The sequence below is a fragment of the Paenibacillus sp. FSL R7-0048 genome (assembly GCF_038004505.1).
GTDB lineage: Bacteria > Bacillota > Bacilli > Paenibacillales > Paenibacillaceae > Paenibacillus_AQ > Paenibacillus_AQ odorifer.
This window is the reverse complement of the sequence record NZ_JBBORF010000001.1, coordinates 6,884,941-6,904,762: the sequence shown is the minus strand read 5'-3', so window position 1 is coordinate 6,904,762 and position 19,822 is coordinate 6,884,941. Positions and strand designations below refer to the sequence as shown.

Here is a 19,822-nt window from a genome sequence, read left to right as displayed (position 1 = left end):
CTGTCCAGCTTCGTAATATATTAACTATGCTTATCCTCATTTCCCAAAAAATCTTTAACTGTTGCAGGGGTTAGGGATTTGCTGGCAGTCTAATAGAGTAGGTGTTGATTATCACGGGTCTTCTATTCCAAGAATTGCTATAATGGATTAGTTGTAAAAATTGTCTAGCACAACGTGTGTCAGCGGTAAAGGCAGGTGGGCTCATGCATTCAAAGCAACAGACATTAGAAAGATTCAAAATTGTAAGACTGATCTTATCTATCTATCGGATCCGGGCGGTCAGAGCTCTTTTTCCAGTGGCTATCATAGCGTTCGTATACTGGGAGGGGCAACATGAGCTGAAGCAGGTTCATTTAGGACTTATAATGCGCGAACTAAGGCGAGTACCTACGTCTGCTATTTTGCAAATGATTGGTTTTGCACTTCTTTCCGTAGCTGTGATGAGTGCTTATGATTATTTGATTCGGGCACATTTTCGTTTAAAAGTAGGGCTGTGGAGTACCTTTCGGTATGCATGGATTGCTAATACATTTAATAACTTGATTGGGTTTGCAGGTCTGGCTGGAGTTGGTTTAAGGACGCTGCTGTATAAAAAAAGCGGAGTGCCGACCTCCGTGCTAACGCCCGCCATTGTATTTCTTTCGCCGCTTATGATTACCGGGTTATCACTACTTTCATGGGCGAATATCTTTGGTTTACTCCCGGCAACGGCTTTGCTGGAAGAACATCGCTGGCTGGTATTTGCAGTATGGGGTATGGCGCTTTATTTGCCGGTTTTTGTGTTTGTGCAGCGCTCATCGCTTTATGCGAAATGGATTAACCGGGGAAAAGGCAGAACATCATGGCTTACAGTCGTTAACTCCGTCGGTGCTTCCTTTCTGGAATGGAGCTTTGCTGGCGTGACGTTTTGGACCATCAGCAGCCATCTCTTGGATGAGGTCCATTTTATAGCTATCTTTGGTATATTTACGATTGCTGCTATTGCCGGAATCTTGAGTATGGCACCCGGCGGTATCGGTGCATTTGACCTTATCGCCTTGCTCGGGCTGACACAGCTTGGCTACCAGACCGATAAGGCGATGGCGGTGCTTGTCATCTTTCGATTGTTTTATTATGTCATTCCTTGGTTGATTGGATTGGTGCTGGCTGCACTGGAAATTGGTCTGCAAGGAAAAAAGGATCAAGATCGTTCAGTTCCAGGATTCGAACCCTCTCTTAACAAATGGCAGAAGATCTGGGGCTGGCCGGGTCAGTATACCTTTCTGAGCGATCTTGGGATGTGGGCTCTTGGTAAGCTGGTACTAGCTAGCGGGCTTATTCTCTTACTATCTGCAGCAGTACCCGGATTGCTGTATAGGTTGAAGATTACGGAGGAAATATTGCCGTTTCCGGTAATGCAGCTTTCTCATCATCTGTCTGTACTTATTGGTTTTATGCTGATTTTATTGTCGCGGGGCATTACATTGCGGGTCCATAGTGCATATGTATGGACTAGCATACTTCTGTTTATTGGATCATTGTTTGCAGTCACTAAGGGTTTTGATTATGAAGAGGCGCTTTTGCTACTTATAGTAGCGCTTATTCTTTGGATATCCAGATCGCGGTTTTATCGGATTAGTGCGCCAATCAGCAGACAGAGCGCGATCCGGTGGTTTGCCCTCACTTCAGTAATTGCACTAAGCTACTATCTGATGGGCTGTTATGTACATCGTGGATTTCTGAAGCATCTGCCTCCGGGAGTACAGCCTGAATGGTTGCAGCGATATAGTCATGTTGCATTTACGGCAGTGGGAGGATTGGTCTTGTCTTGGGTACTGCTCATAATGTGGGTAAACCTCAGGCCCCATCATAAGGAGAACGAGCTGTTCGGGACCTTGGATGTAGCTAAGCTGAAACATTTTCTAGATGGAGTTCGAGGCAATACCTTAACTCATACGTTGTTTTTGGGTGATAAGGGCTTCTTCTGGGCTCAGAACGATAAAGTGCTGCTCGCTTTCGCCAGAGTTAGGGATAAACTCGTTGTGCTGGGTGATCCGCTGGGAGAGAGCAGCTTAATAAGTGAAGCCATCAGTGAATTTAGACAAGCTGCAGATCAGTATGGTCTGGTTGTAGTTTTCTATCAAGCTTCACCTGCTTTTTTATCGGTCTATCAGGAGCAGGGCTATCGCTTTTTTAAGCTGGGTGAAGAGGCAGTGATAAGCCTTGATAACTTTGCACTCAGTGATCTGAAGAATGGTGATCTGCAAAGGGTAAGCGATCGTTTTGAACGGGAAGGCATGATTGTTCAAATTACAGAAGCGCCGCATGCTGATAGTTTGCTGAGAGAACTGCGAACGATTTCGGACGAGTGGTTGAATGGCCGAGCGGAAAAGGGTTATTCGTTAGGGTGGTTTAAGGTCGAGTATCTGCAACGGGCTCCCATTGTGGTGCTGCGGAACACCAAAGGTACAATACTGGCATTTGCTTCTATTGCCCCAGGGTATGATCAAGGATTGACCCTGTCCGTAGATTTGTTGCGCCAGCGGAAGAATGTGCCAAACGGGACGGTAGATTATTTATTGGTTTGTATGCTGGAATGGGCGAAGTCCAAGGGGTATCGGCGATTTAATCTAGGCAACACTCCTCTATCATCCAGTGGGGGTCAGGACCCCGGAGCTCTGAAGGAGGAGAAGCTGGCTCATCAAGTGTTTAATAGAGGTGGGCATGGGCATGGTTACGGTTTTGCCAGATTGCGTCGTTACAAGGAAAAGTTCAATCCAGAGTGGGAGCCGCGTTACTTAGCTTATCCAGCGTCCCTAACATTACCCGTCTTAACGCTGGATCTGGTGAGGCTTGTATCCCGCCATCCGGAGCATAAAACGAATAACTAAAAAAAGGTGCCCAACGCCAAACGGCGTTGGGCACCTTTTTAATCAGGTTTACTTCTTGTCAGCTTCTGCATCTGGCAAAGCCCAGACGGAGACGCTGCCGCCATTGACCGGGAAGGTCGCCCAACCATCTTTTTCAATGGTTATGGTGGCTTTATGGTTATGGGTGAAATCCACCCATGCTTCATCGGCGCGATGTTCTCCTACGAACATTCTCTTCTGGCCATTCTCACCATTACTGATCACAACCGCACAACCGGAGTGTTCAATATCCTCCACGCCGAGCCGTGTCCAGCCAATCGTGTTAGGATGATCGAAATAATCCTTCTGTTCACCATAAGCTTTGTGATAGCGGGTATACAGCAGAGGGTCAATCGCATCTTTTTTACCTGCTACAGGTGTTGGTCCTTCGATCCCATAATAATCCCCGTAAAAGACCACAGGATATCCATCCCGTCGCAGCAGGATAAGCGCGTAAGCACTTTGCTTGAACCAATCATCTACCCAGGATTCCAGGGCTTCGTGAGGCTGAGAATCATGATTGTCAACGAAGGTTACAGCATTGGTGGGATGGGTCTGCACCAGTGTGTCATCAAGAATTTTGGTCAGATCATAGTTTCTGCCCTCCAAAGAAGCTGAATGCAGCTTGTAGTGAAGGGATACATCGAAGAGGTCAATTTTATAATCGACGGTATTCAGAAATTGTCGACAGGACTCTAAGTCGGAATTCCAGAATTCACCGACGATATAGAAATCCTTCTCGCATTTATTAAACATCTCTACCGCGAATTCTTTAACAAACTCATGGTTGATATGTTTGATGGCGTCCAAGCGGAAGCCGCTGCAGTGGAGGGTATCCACCAGCCATTTTCCCCATTGGATCATTTCTTTTTTGACTTCCGGATGGCTGTAATCAATATTAGCGAACATTAGATAATCATAGTTTCCGAACTCGTCGTCAACATTCTGATTCCACGCTTTATTCTCGCCTACTATACGGAATACGCCGGTTCGCTCTTCTTTGGCGTCAAAGTCAGTGCCGTTAAAATGATTGTGATTCCACTTAAAGGCAGAGTGTTCATTCCCGCGGCCAGGGAAGGTGAATTTTGTCCAGCCCTCAATCTCGAAAGGTTTCGAAATTTCTTTCATCCGATCATTGGGGTCGACCTCGATGACTTGGAATACTTCCTTTTCATCCGCGCCAGCCTTATGATTCATCACCAAATCAACGTAAACGGCGATGCCATTCTTTTGACATTCCGAAATTGCGTTGATCAGTGCTTGTTTGGTGCCATATTTGGTGCGTACCGTACCTTTTTGGTCATATTCGCCCAGATCGTATAGATCATACACGCCATAGCCTGTATCGTCAGCGGAGACGGCCTTTGTCACAGGAGGTACCCAAACAGAATCAATGCCTACGGCTTTTAGCGCGGGTGCAGTTTCTTTTAAGCGATCCCAGTGTTTCCCGTCCGCAGCAACATGCCATTCAAAAAACTGCATCATTGTATGGTTCCTCATTATTTCTTACGCCTCCATATCCCATCAAGCAAATTTTACTCTCAACACTCTGATTAGTTTTTCAGATAACTCTTATTAAACTTAAAAACAGACTATGAAAAATAAGGCCAGTTGTTGAATGCGCAGGAAGGGACATGATTATCATTAAACAGGCTTGAAAAGAATGATTTCTGACCTTTGGGAGAGATGCACAGCGTTGCGTCCATTCCGTTTGGAGCTATACAGAGCATGGTCGGCTTCAGATAGCAGTTCTTCTAGAGTGGCCTCTGGATTTAGGGCCTCCACAACTCCAAAGCTTGCGGTCACATTAATGGGCCCGATGACGGTATATAAGGTGCTTTGTTCAATATCCGCGCGGATAGTTTCGCAGAGCAATGCTGCTTGCTTCAGTGACGTCTCTGGCAGACAGATCACAAATTCCTCACCACCATAACGGCCAAAGAGATCTCCCTCCCGCAGATGTCTGCTGCACACCTGGACAATATGCTGTAGAGCTTGATCTCCATATTGATGCCCATAGCGGTCATTAATGCTCTTGAAGAAGTCCACATCCAGCAAAATCATAGATAATGAGCTTCGCAGGCTGGCAGCCCGGGCAAGCAATGCTTGACTCAGCTCCAAAAAATAGGAGCGGTTATAGATACCCGTTAGGCTGTCCATCGTAGCCAATTGACGCAGCTTCTCCTGAAGCAGTATTCGTTCAGTCACGTCAATCAGCATGATCATCTGTCCTGCTATGTGCCCTTCTTGTTTCTGTACCGGAGAGGAGCGGATTTGATAATAGCAGATCTCCTCTGCTTTGTTCCAAGCCACTTCCCGTTCTTCGCGCAACAGTGGCTCGGCATCCATCACATAGGACAAGGCGTCTTTGCCTGCGTTAAGAAACAATTGTGCTAGCGGTTTGCCAATCGATGAGGAGTTGAGCCCCTCTATCATATCCGCGGCTGCACGATTGTAATCGACGAGCATGTCCGAGCGGTCGGTGACAAGCACTCCCTCCCGCATGCTCTCGAACAGATTCTCACGAGCAATAGGTGCAGCCGTTAACATGCCCCGGGATAAAATAGCCCAAATATATAGGGAGGAGGTTAGGCTCATAATGATCGGGACGGGATCCATTCCGTAAGGAGTCAAGCCTATCAGATACAAAAAAGCGCCGAGGGTTGGAAGGCTTAACCCGATTATTATTGTGATGATCTGCCTGCGGTATACCCTTTTCATCCGGTTCCACTGCCATATCATGAGGCAAATGGCTGCCAGCAGACAGCCGAAAGTAAAGCTGCCGTGAACGATATACCAAGGTCCCATCACAACATCAACGAGTGGGGTGGGCGTATTTTCCCGTAAATAAATGGATTTATAGAAGAGATGATGGTAATCATTGGTCCAGACCAGCAGCGTTGTAATGAATGGAATGATAAATAACGCCGCCCGTATGCCTTTTTTAAACAGCGTCTCCAGCCCAACGAAATGGATCACCATGATTAGACTAGCCGGCGCAATAAAGGGCATCCCCAGATATTCTAACTTAATCCAGAAGCTGATTTCCTCCAGAGTTTTCCCCGATAATTCTAATGCGAAACCGAAGGTGTAAATAGCAGAGGTAAAGGAGCTTATAACAAAAGCCCTGATTCCTAAGAAATCAGTTTTTTTATAATAGGCGAAAAGGGCTAGTAAGACACTCAGCACACCTGATATAGCAACAATTACAATATAATTCGAGATTATAGATCCCATGGGTCTATTGTCACCTACCGAGGAAAGATATGGATAAATATTACCACATATCTGCGGATATAAAAAAAATACTTCGGGTTTGTGGTCAAAAAAATGTCTCCTAGACAAAATGACTCAATTTAACAGGAGCTATTTTACTAATTGTCTAGTGAGAGTCCAGTGAGCAGCGTGTAACATGTTAGTTAATACTACATGAAATAGAAGTTTTCTTTATTTTATCTAAATAGCGTCAGTTTATATAACATTATAAACATGGCTTATTTTGAAAAGGGGGGCTGAGGATGTCATCACTAGCGACAAATATTCCTGAGATTCAGCTGGAGAATGTTGAAATGCGTTATCGGACAGAAGCTGCGGAAGTGCTTGCCCTGCATCAGGTGAGTCTTGATATTGCAAAAGGGGAGTTCGTCTCCCTGCTCGGACCTTCCGGATGTGGCAAAACGACGCTGCTTAGACTGATGGCCGATCTCATAGCACCAACAGGCGGGAACATTGTGGTAGCTGGGAAAAGTGCCAGAGAAGCCAGGCTGGCGCAAAAATATGGCATTGTTTTTCAAAGTCCAGTGTTATACGACTGGCGAAAAGTGAAGCATAACATCACATTGCCACTGGAGCTGATGGGGGTAAAGAAGTCATTCCGTGAGGAAAAGGCGATGGAGCTTCTTGATCTGGTGGGGCTGCAGAGCTTTGCGGATAAATATCCGTGGCAGCTCAGCGGCGGGATGCAGCAGCGTGTAGCGATTGCCAGAGCACTATCGATGGAGCCGGAAATTCTGCTCATGGATGAGCCGTTCTCTGCTCTGGATGAATTTACACGTGAGCGATTGAATGAAGAGTTATTGTCTGTCTGGAGTAAAGTGCAGAACACAATTGTTTTTGTAACTCATAGTATTCCTGAATCTATATTCCTCTCTGACCGGGTGTTTGTTCTTTCCCCGCATCCAGGTCGCTTGTCCGCTGTGGTCGAAATTCCTCTGCCACGTCCGCGAACGGCGGAAATGAGAAATAGCCCAGAGTTTTTCGAACTGATCGCACGTATTCGCGACAGCTTCGAAGGGGTGTAGTGATGAAAGGGGGCAGTATCTTTGTGCGAGGCCGTCTGCTGCCGTTGTTCGTCTGGATTTTTGGCCTGCTGCTAGTCTGGGAAGGGACTTCCTGGATGCTGCTCCATGTGGTGGAGACGCCGTTAGCACAGTCCAAGCTGCCATATGTTCATGAGGTGTTAGCTACCTTATGGCAGTATGGAGACACGCTCTTGAAGGAGGGGGCTGCGACCTTCGGTAATGCTGGTGTTGGCTTTCTGATTGGAGCGGTAGCTGGTGCCTCATTGGCGGTGCTGATGAGCTTGTCGAAGACAATAGAGCAATTAACTTTTCCTTATGCTATTGCCTCGCAGATGATTCCGATTCTGGGGTTGGCGCCCATCATCTACGGGATTGTGCGCGATGAGCAGACCTCGCGGATTATTATTTCAGGATATATCACCTTTTTCCCGGTGGCTCTGAACATGCTGCGCGGCTTGCGGAGTGTAGATCCATCAGCGCTCGAATTGATGCATTCTTACGCGGCGAAACCTTGGGCGGTCTATTGGAAACTCAGATTCCCGGCGGCTTTGCCGGGTTTGTTCGGTGGGCTTAAGATAGCTGCCCCACTTGCTGTGACTGGAGCTATTCTGGTGGAGCTTATGGGTGCCCAGCATGGCATTGGTGTAATTATGCTGCGCAATCTCTATTATGGAAGCTCTCACACCTATATGTTCTGGTCTACGGTGATTGTGGGTGCCTTGCTGGGAATCGTAAGCTACTGGTTAATCAGTCTGATAGAACGCCTGGTAACGCCTTGGCAGCCTGAATATCGTCCGAAAGGAGGCAGCCGCTAATGGAAACTAACTCCGTTCGGGAGACCACGTTTATAGGCTCTACTGGTAAAGAAATGGCTCAGCCGGCGCTAACGGCTACACCAAAGAATGCTGTAGCCGTTCCGAAACCTGCGGAAGCTACGGCGAGTCGCGGCGGCTCACGAATGCTGAAGAGGATATTTAGCGCAGGGGTACTGCTGCCTGTACTGGCAGGTCTGTTATTTCTTGCACTATGGGAATTTCAATTTTTTCATAAGATCTTTGATCTGAAAAAATATCAACTCCCGCTGCCTACAGCCATCGCCGAAACCATGCGAGATAATTTCAGCTTGTTGCTGTCCTATACCGGATACACTCTTGCTGAAGCTGTGCTGGGAATGTTGGCTGGTTCTGCTATCGGCTTCCTGATCGCTTTAGTCGCGACAGCTTGGCCGCGCTGGGGGAGTGGAAGCTTGACGCTGGTTGCCGCCCTAAATGCTGTGCCTATCGTCGCCCTCGCGCCCATCATGAATCTGTGGTTTGGAGATGGGATAGGCTCACGAATTGCCATAGTAACAGCAACTACAATGGCAGCGATGGCGATCAACGCCTATAAAGGTATGGCGGCGATTGATCCTTTGGCGCTGGATCTGATGCATTCCTATGCGGCAGGTAAACCGGCAGTGTTCCGTTATCTGCGGATTCAGAGCAGTCTGCCCTATGTATTTACAGCACTCAAGATTAATGCTACTGCCAGTATGATTGGTGCCATTGTTGGGGAATTCTTTTTCTCCTCAAAAGGGCTTGGATATCTGCTCTCCAATTCCATTAAAGTTGCCAAAATGCCACTGGGTTGGTCCTGTATTGTGTTGGCTGCGATTGCAGGCGTGCTCTTCTATTTAGTGGTTGAGCGGCTGGAGAAAGTATTCATTAAGTGGCATCCTTCGCAGCGTACTTAATCTTCCCCTCATTACATCCGGCCATAGTGGGAATGGAAAAGAGAAACCGCCCACGGCTGTATGCATAAACGCACCACGATGATTGTCCATACTGTGCTTGTTACAAACTTAAATTACGATAGGGGGAGTTCGATTGATGAACGGGAAAAAACGCAAATTTCGTGGTGGTTTGTTGGCAATCGTGATGATGTTGAGTGTTTCTTTAATGGCGGGTTGCGGTGGCAACAATAATAACTCGGCAGCTGAAGCTACGACTGCCCCTGAAGCTTCAGCAGCTCCTGAAGCAAGTGCTGCTACTGAACCGGCTGCTGATCCAGTTACAGTGAAGCTACAGCTGAAATGGGTGCCGCAGGCGCAATTCGCTGGGTATTTTGTGGCGCAGGATAAAGGATATTACAAGGAAGAAGGCTTGGATGTAGAAATTCTGCCGGGTGGGCCTGATATCGTTCCGGAACAGCAAGTGGCAGGTGGCTCCGCAGATATCGGTGTGGGTTGGGTAGCCAGCTTGCTGCCGAGTCTTGAAGAGGGAATGCCGCTGGTGCAGATCGCGCAAATCTATCAAAAGAGCGGGTTGGTCCTGGTCTCCAAAAAAACTGCTGGCATTAACTCAGCCGCTGATCTTAAGGGTAAAAAAGTCGGCAACTGGATGGGTGGCAACGAATTTGAACTATTAGCGTTATTCGATAAATATAAGTTCGATCCGAATAAGGACCTAAGCTTTACGAAGCAAGGGTTCACGATGGATCAGTTCTTGGGCGATCAGATCGATGCGGCCTCAGCGATGACTTATAACGAGTACCAAGTGGTGTTGGAGTCAGGTATTAAGGCTGAGGATCTGAACGTCATCGACATGAATACAGAAGGCGTTGCGATGCTTGAGGATAACTTGTTCGCGAATAAGGAATGGCTTGCGGAGAATAAAGAGACTGCAGCAAAGTTTGTACGTGCCTCCCTGAAGGGCTGGAAAGATGCAATTGCTGATCCTGCAGCTGCCGTGGACAGTGTGATGAAGCAAGCGGAAGACGGCAGTACGACGAAGGAACATCAGCTGACAATGATGACTGAGGTTGCCAAGCTGATTCTGCCTGAAGGCTTTGACAGTGCCAAGATGGGATATACCGATGCGGCGGCGTTCCAGCAAACCGCTGATATTTCGCTTAAATTTGGTGTCATTAAAGAACCGGTTAAGGTAGATGAGGCTTATACGAACGAAATCGTAGAAATGGCGGCAAAATAACCAATTGAGCTTAATGTTATAGTGGATGGCCGCCTGATCTGGCGGTCATCTATTATAATCAGCAGTCCATCAGTGCATCTGAAACAGAGAAAGGGGTGCGAGCTATGTCTCTCCTAGTAACGCAGGCTGAAAGAGTTAAGAATTATGTGAATGGAGCTTGGGTAGAATCGTCGTCTGGGCGAGATGAAGAGGTTTATAATCCGGCGACGGGTGAAGTGATTGCTTATGTGCCCATTTCCAGTAAGGAAGAGCTGGGTGCGGCGGTAGTAGCGGCTGCGGCGGCATTTCAAGCGTGGAAAAGGGTCGCTGTGCCGCGTCGTGCCCGCTATTTTTTTCAATATCAACAGCTGCTGGTAAAGCATTGGCATGAGCTGGCCGAGCTGATTACGCTGGAGAATGGAAAAAGTCTGGAAGAGGCGCAAGGTGAGGTGCAGCGTGGAATTGAGTGTGTGGAATTTGCCGCAGGCATCCCCACGTTGATGATGGGCAGCCAGCTTCCGGACATTGCTACCGGAATTGAATCCGGGATGTACCGTTATCCATTGGGGGTTATCGGGGGGATTGCCCCGTTTAATTTTCCGATGATGGTTCCTTGTTGGATGTTTCCGCTTGCCATCGCTTGTGGAAATACCTTTGTGCTGAAGCCTTCTGAACGGACGCCGCTGCTTGTTAATCGATTGGCAGAGTTATTTGCCGAAGCGGGCTTTCCTCCAGGTGTACTGAATGTGATACATGGGGCGCACGAGGTTGTGAATGGGATGCTGGAGCATGATGAAGTGAAGGCGATTTCGTTCGTGGGTTCGCAGCCGGTTGCGGAATATGTATATAAGACAGGGACGGCGCAGGGAAAACGGGTGCAGGCGCTAGCTGGAGCCAAGAATCACTCGATTGTGCTGCCTGATGCGGAGCTGGACAATACGGTCAAAAATATCATTGCGGCTTCCTTTGGTTCGGCAGGTGAGCGTTGTATGGCGTGCTCGGTTGTGGTGGTTCATGAGGATATCGCTGACGAGCTAGTGGGTCGTCTGGCTGCGGCTGCGGATGAGCTTAAGATTGGTAATGGCGCCGATGACGGGGTGTTTTTGGGTCCGGTAATTCGCCAGTCGAATAAGGAGAAGACGCTTTATTACATTGAGACTGGTGAAGCTGAGGCAGCCAAGCTTGTGAGAGATGGGCGGAAGGATGCGGCTACAGGTGGTGCGGGTTATTTTATCGGGCCGACGATATTTGATCATGTACAGCCGGGAATGACTATCTGGAAGGATGAAATTTTTGCGCCGGTATTGTCTGTGATTCGTGTGAAAAGTCTGAGTGAAGCGATTGCGGTAACGAATCAGTCCCCATTCGCGAATGGGGCGTGTATTTATACAGATAGCGCAAAGGCGATCCGTGAATTTCGGGAAGAAATTGATGCAGGGATGTTGGGTGTGAATCTGGGTGTGCCTGCCCCCATGGCATTTTTCCCCTTCTCGGGTTATAAGAAATCGTTCTACGGAGACCTGCATGCCAATGGGCGTGATGGGGTGGAGTTCTATACGCGTAAAAAGATGATCACTGCCCGTTATTAGAGAAAATGAGCTGCTGAGAGGAGAAAATGTTATGCAGAGTCTGGGGAACGATAGTGAGCTTGCGGTGAAGAAGGATCAGGAATTTTTATGGCACAACATTACGCCTTATAGTGAAAAGAATCCGCCTATGATTGCCGCCTCGGCAAGTGGGTCGTGGATTACAGATATACAGGGCAATCGATTTTTGGACGGGATGTCTGGCCTGTGGTGTGTAAATGTGGGATACGGGCGCAAGGAGCTGGCGGAAGCTGCTTACAATCAATTGCTGACCCTGCCATATTTTCCTCTGACACAAAGTCATCTCCCGGCGATTGCGCTGGCGGAGAAGCTGAATGAGTGGCTCGGAGACGATTATGTGATCTTTTTTTCCAATAGTGGATCGGAAGCCAATGAGGCTGCTTTCAAAATGGCCCGCCAGTACCAGCAGCAAATCGGCCAGCATTATCGCCATAAATTCATTGCCCGTTATCGTGGGTACCATGGCAGTTCACTTGGGGCATTATCTGCAACGGGCCAGGCCCAGCGCAAATATAAATATGAACCGTTGGCGGGTGGTTTTCTGCATGTAGCTCCCCCGGACAGCTATCGCCGCCCGGCCGGGATGACTGTGGAAGAATTTAACCTCCAGTGTGCACAGTCCATAGAGGATATGATCATCTGGGAAGGCGTGGAGACGGTAGCTGCGGTGATTATGGAGCCTGTAATTACGGGTGGTGGCGTCATTGTACCGCATCAGGTTTATTTGGATCGGGTGCAGGAAATCTGCCGTAAGCACGGTGTGTTGCTCATTATGGATGAGGTGATTTGTGGATTCGGACGTTCTGGACGTAAGTTTGGTCATCACAACTTTAATGTGAAGCCTGACATCGTAACGATGGCTAAAGGACTGACTAGCGCTTATCTTCCTCTATCTGCCACTGCTGTTCGTAAGGATATCTATGAGGTATTTAAGGACAATAGCGATGACTATGGGCATTTTCGCCATGTGAATACTTTTGGTGGTAACCCTGCTTCCTGTGCGCTGGCGCTGCGTAATCTGGAAATTATCGAGCAGGAGAAGCTGGTGGAACGTGCGGATCTTTTAGGTAAAAGAATAAATACAGAATTTACTGAGCTGCTTGATCACAAGCTTGTAGGTGATGTCCGCAGCTTTGGTTTGGTGACAGGGATTGAGCTGGTTGAAGACAAGGTCAGTAAGAAACCGGTTGATCTGAATATTGTGAAGGGGATTATTGCCGAATGTAAGTCCAAGGGGCTTATCATCGGTAAAAATGGCGATACCGTAGCTGGGTTCAACAACGTGCTTACCTTCGCCCCGCCGTTATCCTCCATGGATGAAGATATAGAATTTATTATCGATACCTTTAAATCTGTGCTGAACGGGGGCTAGGTAAAGTGATTTTGTCTGGATATAGAAATTGGTAAGCGCGCAGGGCGACTTGAATGGAGATCCGATTCTCTGGCTGCATGAAGTCTTCACCCAGTAGCTCTGTTATTTTGTCCAGGCGATAATAAAGGGACTGTCTGACAATGAATAGGTTTCGAGCGGCAATTTGTTTGGAACCATCATGATCCAGATAAACACGAAGGGTAAGCAGCAGCTCGCTGCCTTTGGTTTGGTCGTGGTCGATTAGCGGGCCGAGATAACTGCGAATGAAGTTCTGCAACGTTTTTCCGTCATTTAAGCTCAACAGCAGCTGGAATACACCCAGCTCTTCATAGAAGAGTAGTGACTTCTGGTAACAGGAGTATAACGACAATGCCTGTAGGGCTTCCTGATAACCGGAATAGGCTCGTTTTAGGCGCTTATGCGATTTGCTGACTCCAATGACGAGCTGCAAATCCTTGAGCTTCTCATCGGAGCGGATGTTCTGCAGGGCTTCAAGTGCTTGTTGAAGTCGCATTTTTCCAGGCATTTTCGATTGGATATCGAGGGCGATGACGGTGAGGCGATTGTTCTTAAGGGTGATCAGCGGACGTAAAGAATATTTCTCAAAGATGGAACGCAGGATGAGCGAAAGGTGGAAGGTAATGGACTCCCATTCGTTCTCTGAGCTGTTCCATTTTACATCTCTGGGGTTCTTGATCTCTATAAGGCATACACGGTAAGGGAGCTCGTTGACCACGTTGAAATTGGAGCCGATCAGGCCCTTTAAGCGGTTATCATCTTCGATGCGGCCATTGATCAGCTCGTCGACCCATAGATTTTCTGAAAAAAGCTTACGCTCCTCCATATACCGCGTCCGCAGCAGCTCTTGTGCAATGGACAAAGAGGCGGAATCCAGCAGCAGACAGTCGAACTCCTGTGGTTTGTGATTGCATACCATCAGAATGTAAGCCCAGGTCTGATCCAGCGCACCTACAGGCTTGAGCGCGATGGTCTTCTGTCCATATTCCCGGATATAGGGGGCAACGTCAGGTTGAATTCCTTCCAGCTCGTCGCCGAAGGCGGTGAAAAAATTCAGCAATGGAGCCTGCTCTTCCGGCGGAAGTGCCGGGAAAAATAAGGGTTTGCCTTGCAGCTGCATATAGACTATTTGTGTGCGGGTACTTTTGCACAATAATTGCAGCACTTTCAGCGTTCCTTGTGAAGTTAAGGTCAGGCGGTGGAATTCACGTGAGATTTTTTCAAGTTCTTGGAGCATCCGGTGATGCCGGTTAATGATAATCGAGTGAAGATCCAACGTGATATCTACGAAACGAACCGTGCGGGTGAAGATGATTAGCGGAAAGTCATGCCTGTCGGCTAAGTCGATCATCTCTTGCGGGATGGTGCTGAAATACGTACCTAACTCAATACATAGGCAAGCTGCATTTTTGTCGATCAGGTTCTGCATAAACTCCAAGGAGGAAGGGAGATCGACACTTGCACCAATCCCCGTAGTCAAAATCATTTCTTCGCCATGAATCAGAGTCTCGAAGTTGGCACTTTCCAGTACATGCACCCAGCGAATGGCACGGCTTAGGCCGCTTTTCCCGCCGATCACCTCGGCTTCTGCGAATAGTGGTCTTTTTAAAGCGTCACGAATGGTTAATACAAGCTCCCAGTCCATAGTTACTCCCCCTCGATCTTCTGCGCTCTGGCCTTCGGCTAACGCCCTGTTATTCTCAGCCTATTCTCACACGTAAAAAATACAGTTTTGAAATTAGACAAAGTGTCTAATGCAACGAAAATTCGAAATGACTATAGTTTGATTAACGGATGTCAGTATATATAACCTAATCAGGAAGAACGTTGAGAGATAATTTCTGTTAATGCTTATATTACTACAATAAATTAAAGATGTAAGCAAAATATTCAGACAAAACTTGAAATAATGTTATATTATATAACACTAATATGAAAAATTACCCATAAGGAGGGACTAGTGATGGAGCATTCATCTCCGTTAACAGCATTTACACCTGATATGTTCATGCGCAATTTCGCCGAGGCTGAGCCGCCTCTGACCCATAAAGGTGCCCTGGATGAGTCTAATCGCTGTCTATATTGCTACGATGCCCCCTGTATAAAAGCATGTCCGACCAGCATTAATATTCCCTCCTTTATCAAACGGATCGCTACTGACAATTTGAAAGGCTCGGCACAGACGATTATGGATTCCAATCCTGTGGGTGCCAGTTGTGCTCGTGTTTGTCCTACAGATGAGCTGTGTGAAGGAGCCTGTGTGTTAAATGATGCCTCGGCGCCGATCCAAATCGGACTGCTGCAGCGTTATGCGACAGATTGGGCGATGAACAGCGGAGTTCAATTATTTAAGGCTGGCACCCCTAATGGGAAAAAGGTAGCCGTAATTGGTGGTGGTCCTGCGGGATTGTCTGCGGCTAGGGAGCTCGCCCGTGAAGGTTTTGCTGTTGTGATCTACGAAGCAAAGGCGTTAGCGGGTGGGCTGGATACACATGGGATTGTATCGTTTCGGCTCCCGCAGTCTGTATCTCTTTGGGAAGTAGAGCAGGTAGAGAAGCTGGGTGTGGAAATACGTACAGGTGTAAAAGTCGGAGTGGATGTTTCTGTAGATGAGCTGAAGTCGAATTATGATGCTATCGTTTTGGCAGCGGGTATGGGATATGTGCCTCCAATAGGGATTGAAGGTGAAAAAATGGCTGGAGTTTATGACGCTATTGCGCTTGTAGAATCTACTAAGACGGGCATTCCTCTGCTAGAGCTGATGGGTCAGCGGGTCGCTGTCATTGGGGCAGGGAATACGGCTATTGATGCAGCGACTTGCTCAGTGCGGCTGGGAGCCACCAATGTGAAAATGGTCTACCGCCGGACCCGCGAAGAGATGACGGCATATGACTTTGAATATGAATTCGCGAAGCAGGAAGGTGTGGAGTTCAGCTGGCTTACCTTACCGAAACGTATCGTGGGTGATGAGCTTGGGAATGTAACCGCACTGGAGTGTGTGCAGATGAAGCTGACGGAGGAGCTGGGCAAAGATGGGCGTCCAATACCTATGCCGATCGAGGGTTCTGAGTTCTTGATTCCTGTAGATGCGGTTGTAATAGCTATTGGTCAAAAGCGTCGTCTGGATCTAATAGATTCCTTAGGTCTTATGCATGACCGTGGGGTTGTTAAGGTGGATGAGGTCACCTGCCAAACCTCCGATCCGCAGATTTATGCCGCTGGGGACATTATTTTTGGTTCAGGTAAGGGTGAGGCTATGGTTGTGTCAGCGGCACAGCAGGGGAAAGATGCAGCCCATGCGATTGTTAAACAATTCTCAGGCCAGCAGGAGGTCGTTGTTAGATCAGCGGGCTGAGCGTAGAAATCAAATTGGATTTTACATGACAGGGAGGGAACATCATGGCAGATTTAAGTATTAATCTCGCAGGAATCAAATCACCGAATCCGTTCTGGCTGGCCTCCGCGCCGCCTACGAATACAGGTTATCAAGTGCAGCGGGCCTTTGAAGCAGGTTGGGGCGGGGCGGTGTGGAAGACGCTCGGCGATCCGATCATTAATACCTCATCGCGTTTTGCGGCAGTAAATTTCAATGGGCAACGGGTTGCGGGCTTTAACAATATTGAACTGATCACCGACCGTCCGCTTGAAGTTAATCTGAAGGAAATCTATGAAACGAAAAAAAGATTCCCGAATCATGCGATTATAGCCTCCCTGATGGTAGAACCATCGCAGCATAAATGGCATGAGATTGTTAAGCGGGTAGAGGATGTGGGTGTAGACGGCCTGGAACTTAATTTTGGTTGTCCGCACGGAATGGCTGAGCGTGGAATGGGCGCTGCTTCGGGGCAGCAGCCTGATCTGGTGCAGGCACAGACCACCTGGGTAAAAGAAGTTGCGACGACCCCGGTGATTGTGAAGCTGACGCCTAATATTACGGATATCACCGTCGTTGCCCGCCATGCGGTTAAGGGTGGAGCAGACGCAATTAGTATGATCAACACGATCAACAGTCTTGCTGGTGTAGATATTCATAGCTGGAACACCATTCCGAATGTTGGGGGTCAGGGTGCACATGGCGGTTACTGCGGGCCGGCTGTGAAACCAATTGCGCTTAGTATGGTGGCCGAGTGTGCCCGTGACCGGGGAGTAGGCATTCCTATCTCCGGTATTGGAGGGATTTCGACCTGGCAGGATGTTGTTGAATTCATGCTGATGGGTGCTACGGGCATTCAAGTATGTACAGCGGTCATGCATCATGGCTTCCGAATTGTAGAGGAAATGATCGATGGCCTGAACAACTATTTGGATGACAAAGGTTTGGCTTCCGTAACAGAGTTAATCGGTAAATCGGTATCCCGTTACTCCAACTGGGGTGATCTGGATCTCAACTATAAGGTCGTTGCCCGTATTAATGAGAACAACTGCATTAACTGTAATAAATGCCATATTGCCTGCGAAGATGCTTCACATCAGTGTATTGATATGTTAACTAATGCAGATGGGAAAGCTATTCTACAGGTCCGCGAGGAAGATTGTGTAGGTTGTAATCTTTGTTCAATTGTCTGTCCAGCAGACGGCGCGATCGATATGGTTCCAGTGGATACCGGGGCAGCTCCACTGACCTGGAACCAGCGGCAGAAAGTGATCGGAAGTTTGAATGGCACCTATTCGGAAGTGGAGGTGGTGTAAGGATGAAAAAGATTATTAAAAATGGCATCATCGTTACCGCAGCAGATACTTATACAGGCGATGTGGCGATTGAAAACGGGGTTATTACGGAGATTGGCCTTCATTTGGATGTCCCTGGTGCGGAAATTATAGATGCCTCGGGGTGTTATGTTTTTCCTGGAGGCATTGATCCTCATACGCATCTGGATATGCCTTTTGGCGGCACGGTTACAGCTGATGATTTTGAGACGGGAACCATTGCGGCTGCATATGGCGGAACGACCACAGTCATTGATTTTTGCTTAACCACCAAAGGACAACCGCTACAGCAAGCCGTAGATACATGGCATCATAAGTCGCAGGATAAAGCGGTGATTGATTACAGCTTCCACCTGATGGTCTCAGAATTAAACGATAAAGTACTGGGTGAGCTTCCGGAGATCATTGAAAATGAAGGCATTACCTCGCTCAAAGTATTTATGGCTTATAAGAATACTTTTCAGGCGGATGACGGCACACTTTTTAAGACCCTTCAAGCCGCGAAAAAAGAAGGTGCACTCGTTATGGTGCATGCGGAGAATGGAGATGTCATTGAATATCTTGTTGAGCAGGCCTTGGCCGCAGGCAATACCGACCCAATCTTTCATGCGCTGACCCGCCCGCCGGAGCTGGAGGGTGAAGCTACGGGACGCGCAGCTTATCTAACCGAACTTACAGATTCTCAGCTGTATGTTGTACACGTGACCTGTGCGGAAGCCGCTTGGAAGATTGCTGAAGCGCGTAAAAAGGGACTGCGCGTCTACGGTGAGACTTGTCCACAGTATTTAGTGCTGGATCAGACGGCGCTGGAAAAGCCTAATTTCGAAGGTGCTAAATACGTGTGGTCTCCGCCCCTGCGTGAGCAGTGGAATCAGGATGTTTTGTGGGATGCGTTATGGAGCGGCAGCTTGCAGACGATTGGCTCTGATCAGTGCTCGTTTGATTTCAAAGGACAAAAGGATCTGGGGCTAGGCGATTTCTCCAAAATCCCGAACGGTGGGCCGACTATTGAGGACCGGTTTACGATTCTATATTCGGAAGGTGTGCAGAAAGGCCGGATCTCATTGAACAAATTCGTAGATATTATTGCTACCTCTAGCGCCAAGCTGTTTGGCTTGTATCCGCAAAAAGGCACGGTCGCAGTAGGTAGTGACGCTGATCTGGTCATTTTTGATCCTTCTGTAGAAAGAACCCTTTCTGCGGACACGCACCATATGAACGTAGATTATAATGCGTTTGAGGGCTTTGAAGTGAAGGGAGAGCCTGTTTCTGTTCTCAGTCGAGGTGAATTTGTTATTCGTAACAAACAATTTGTCGGCAAAGCAGGTTCGGGAAAATATTTGAAACGCAAACGTTTTGCAGCGGAGGCTCCTCTTCCTTCTAAGGCAGAAATCAGCGGAGGTGTAGTCTAATGTCTGCTTTTGCGGAATATGCCAAAGAACAGCAGGAGATTGATGGGCTGCTTTTTAAAGGATATACGATTGCCAGCATCCAAGAGGATTTGGACGGTGCCCGAATAAAGTTTGTCAGAGGGGAGCCGGCTAAAAGCTCGGTAGAGCTGTTACTACTCACAGCGGATGCCCGTAAGTACGTGACAACCCTTGTGGTTGCGGGGCTGAGGGCGGAAGGTGTGCAGGCGGGTTGTTACAGTGGAGAGGTATGAGGGGAACGGAATTGAAAGCTGAGTAGTGAGCCCACGTAGGATAGGGAGCTTGCCGCTCGGCTTTTTATTGTGCCCATGAAAGGGTGCGAGGAGACAACCTACCTGAAAATAGCCGATTATCGTCTCGGAATATACTTTTTGGGGAAATCCTCCCTAAAAAGTAGCTGATTAGGGTCCCGAAATAGACGTTTTAGGGAAAACCTCCCTAAAAATCACTGAAATACGCCGATTTTGCTCAAATCCGCTGAATATTAGGGAAGTTTTCCCCGATTTGCAGTTATAGGCACCTGAAAGACCAAAAATCAGGGAGGATTTCCC

At 48.0% G+C, this 19,822-nt stretch carries 14 protein-coding genes; 11 read left to right on the top strand and 3 right to left on the bottom strand.

Annotated features, from left to right (window positions below; translation table 11 throughout):
• Window positions 1–203: 203 nt before the first annotated feature.
• Window positions 204–2,870, top strand: a complete 2,667-nt coding sequence (gene mprF, locus NSQ91_RS30535) for a bifunctional lysylphosphatidylglycerol flippase/synthetase MprF (protein WP_076191710.1) — start codon at window positions 204–206, stop codon at window positions 2,868–2,870.
• Window positions 2,871–2,918: 48 nt separating this feature from the next.
• Here mprF and NSQ91_RS30530 read toward each other — a convergent pair whose 3' ends face one another.
• Both NSQ91_RS30530 and NSQ91_RS30525 read right to left on the bottom strand, forming a co-directional pair.
• A complete protein-coding gene (locus NSQ91_RS30530; protein ID WP_076124041.1) occupies window positions 2,919–4,391 on the bottom strand; it encodes an alpha-amylase in 1,473 nt (490 codons plus the stop codon).
• Between the two features lie 141 nt (window positions 4,392–4,532).
• Window positions 4,533–6,125 carry a histidine kinase N-terminal 7TM domain-containing diguanylate cyclase gene (locus NSQ91_RS30525; protein WP_076124039.1) on the bottom strand — a complete coding sequence of 531 codons (1,593 nt, stop codon included), beginning with the start codon at window positions 6,123–6,125 and terminating at the stop codon, window positions 4,533–4,535.
• 281 nt (window positions 6,126–6,406) lie between these two features.
• Here NSQ91_RS30525 and NSQ91_RS30520 point away from each other — a divergent pair, with 281 nt between their 5' ends.
• The 6 genes from NSQ91_RS30520 (at window position 6,407) to NSQ91_RS30495 (ending at window position 13,116) form a co-directional block, all read left to right on the top strand.
• Complete coding sequence (locus NSQ91_RS30520; protein ID WP_339170359.1) at window positions 6,407–7,189, top strand: ABC transporter ATP-binding protein; 783 nt, start codon at window positions 6,407–6,409, stop codon at window positions 7,187–7,189.
• Between the two features lie 2 nt (window positions 7,190–7,191).
• Window positions 7,192–8,004: an ABC transporter permease gene (locus tag NSQ91_RS30515; protein WP_076191718.1), complete on the top strand. Its 813-nt coding sequence runs from the start codon at window positions 7,192–7,194 to the stop codon at window positions 8,002–8,004.
• Window positions 8,004–8,921 (top strand): ABC transporter permease, encoded by a 918-nt coding sequence (locus NSQ91_RS30510; RefSeq protein ID WP_081391780.1) that lies wholly within the window; start codon window positions 8,004–8,006, stop codon window positions 8,919–8,921. Before NSQ91_RS30515 ends, NSQ91_RS30510 begins: the two co-directional genes overlap by 1 nt.
• Window positions 8,922–9,057: 136 nt before the next feature.
• A complete protein-coding gene (locus tag NSQ91_RS30505; protein ID WP_076181976.1) occupies window positions 9,058–10,158 on the top strand; it encodes an ABC transporter substrate-binding protein in 1,101 nt (366 codons plus the stop codon).
• A gap of 104 nt (window positions 10,159–10,262) precedes the next feature.
• Window positions 10,263–11,726: a CoA-acylating methylmalonate-semialdehyde dehydrogenase gene (locus tag NSQ91_RS30500; RefSeq protein ID WP_340921182.1), complete on the top strand. Its 1,464-nt coding sequence runs from the start codon at window positions 10,263–10,265 to the stop codon at window positions 11,724–11,726.
• A gap of 31 nt (window positions 11,727–11,757) precedes the next feature.
• Window positions 11,758–13,116, top strand: a complete 1,359-nt coding sequence (locus NSQ91_RS30495; RefSeq protein ID WP_340921179.1) for an aspartate aminotransferase family protein — start codon at window positions 11,758–11,760, stop codon at window positions 13,114–13,116.
• On the opposite strand, the gene NSQ91_RS30490 is transcribed toward NSQ91_RS30495, so the two are convergent.
• Window positions 13,091–14,779 (bottom strand): PucR family transcriptional regulator, encoded by a 1,689-nt coding sequence (locus NSQ91_RS30490; RefSeq protein ID WP_076181983.1) that lies wholly within the window; start codon window positions 14,777–14,779, stop codon window positions 13,091–13,093. The genes NSQ91_RS30495 and NSQ91_RS30490 overlap by 26 nt on opposite strands.
• Before the next feature lie 318 nt (window positions 14,780–15,097).
• Between NSQ91_RS30490 and NSQ91_RS30485 the strand changes: the two genes are divergently transcribed.
• Genes NSQ91_RS30485 through NSQ91_RS30470 form a run of 4 tightly spaced genes read left to right on the top strand, consistent with a single transcriptional unit; the run spans window position 15,098 to window position 19,504 of the window.
• A complete protein-coding gene (locus NSQ91_RS30485) occupies window positions 15,098–16,489 on the top strand; it encodes an NAD(P)-dependent oxidoreductase (protein WP_076179221.1) in 1,392 nt (463 codons plus the stop codon).
• 44 nt (window positions 16,490–16,533) lie between these two features.
• On the top strand, window positions 16,534–17,823 hold the full coding sequence (gene preA / locus NSQ91_RS30480; protein WP_076276253.1) for an NAD-dependent dihydropyrimidine dehydrogenase subunit PreA: 1,290 nt from the start codon (window positions 16,534–16,536) through the stop codon (window positions 17,821–17,823).
• Window positions 17,824–17,825: 2 nt separating this feature from the next.
• Window positions 17,826–19,253, top strand: a complete 1,428-nt coding sequence (hydA, locus tag NSQ91_RS30475; protein WP_340921175.1) for a dihydropyrimidinase — start codon at window positions 17,826–17,828, stop codon at window positions 19,251–19,253.
• Window positions 19,253–19,504 carry a hypothetical protein gene (locus NSQ91_RS30470; RefSeq protein ID WP_094900955.1) on the top strand — a complete coding sequence of 84 codons (252 nt, stop codon included), beginning with the start codon at window positions 19,253–19,255 and terminating at the stop codon, window positions 19,502–19,504. The genes hydA and NSQ91_RS30470 overlap by 1 nt, the downstream gene beginning before the upstream one ends.
• Window positions 19,505–19,822: the final 318 nt, after the last annotated feature.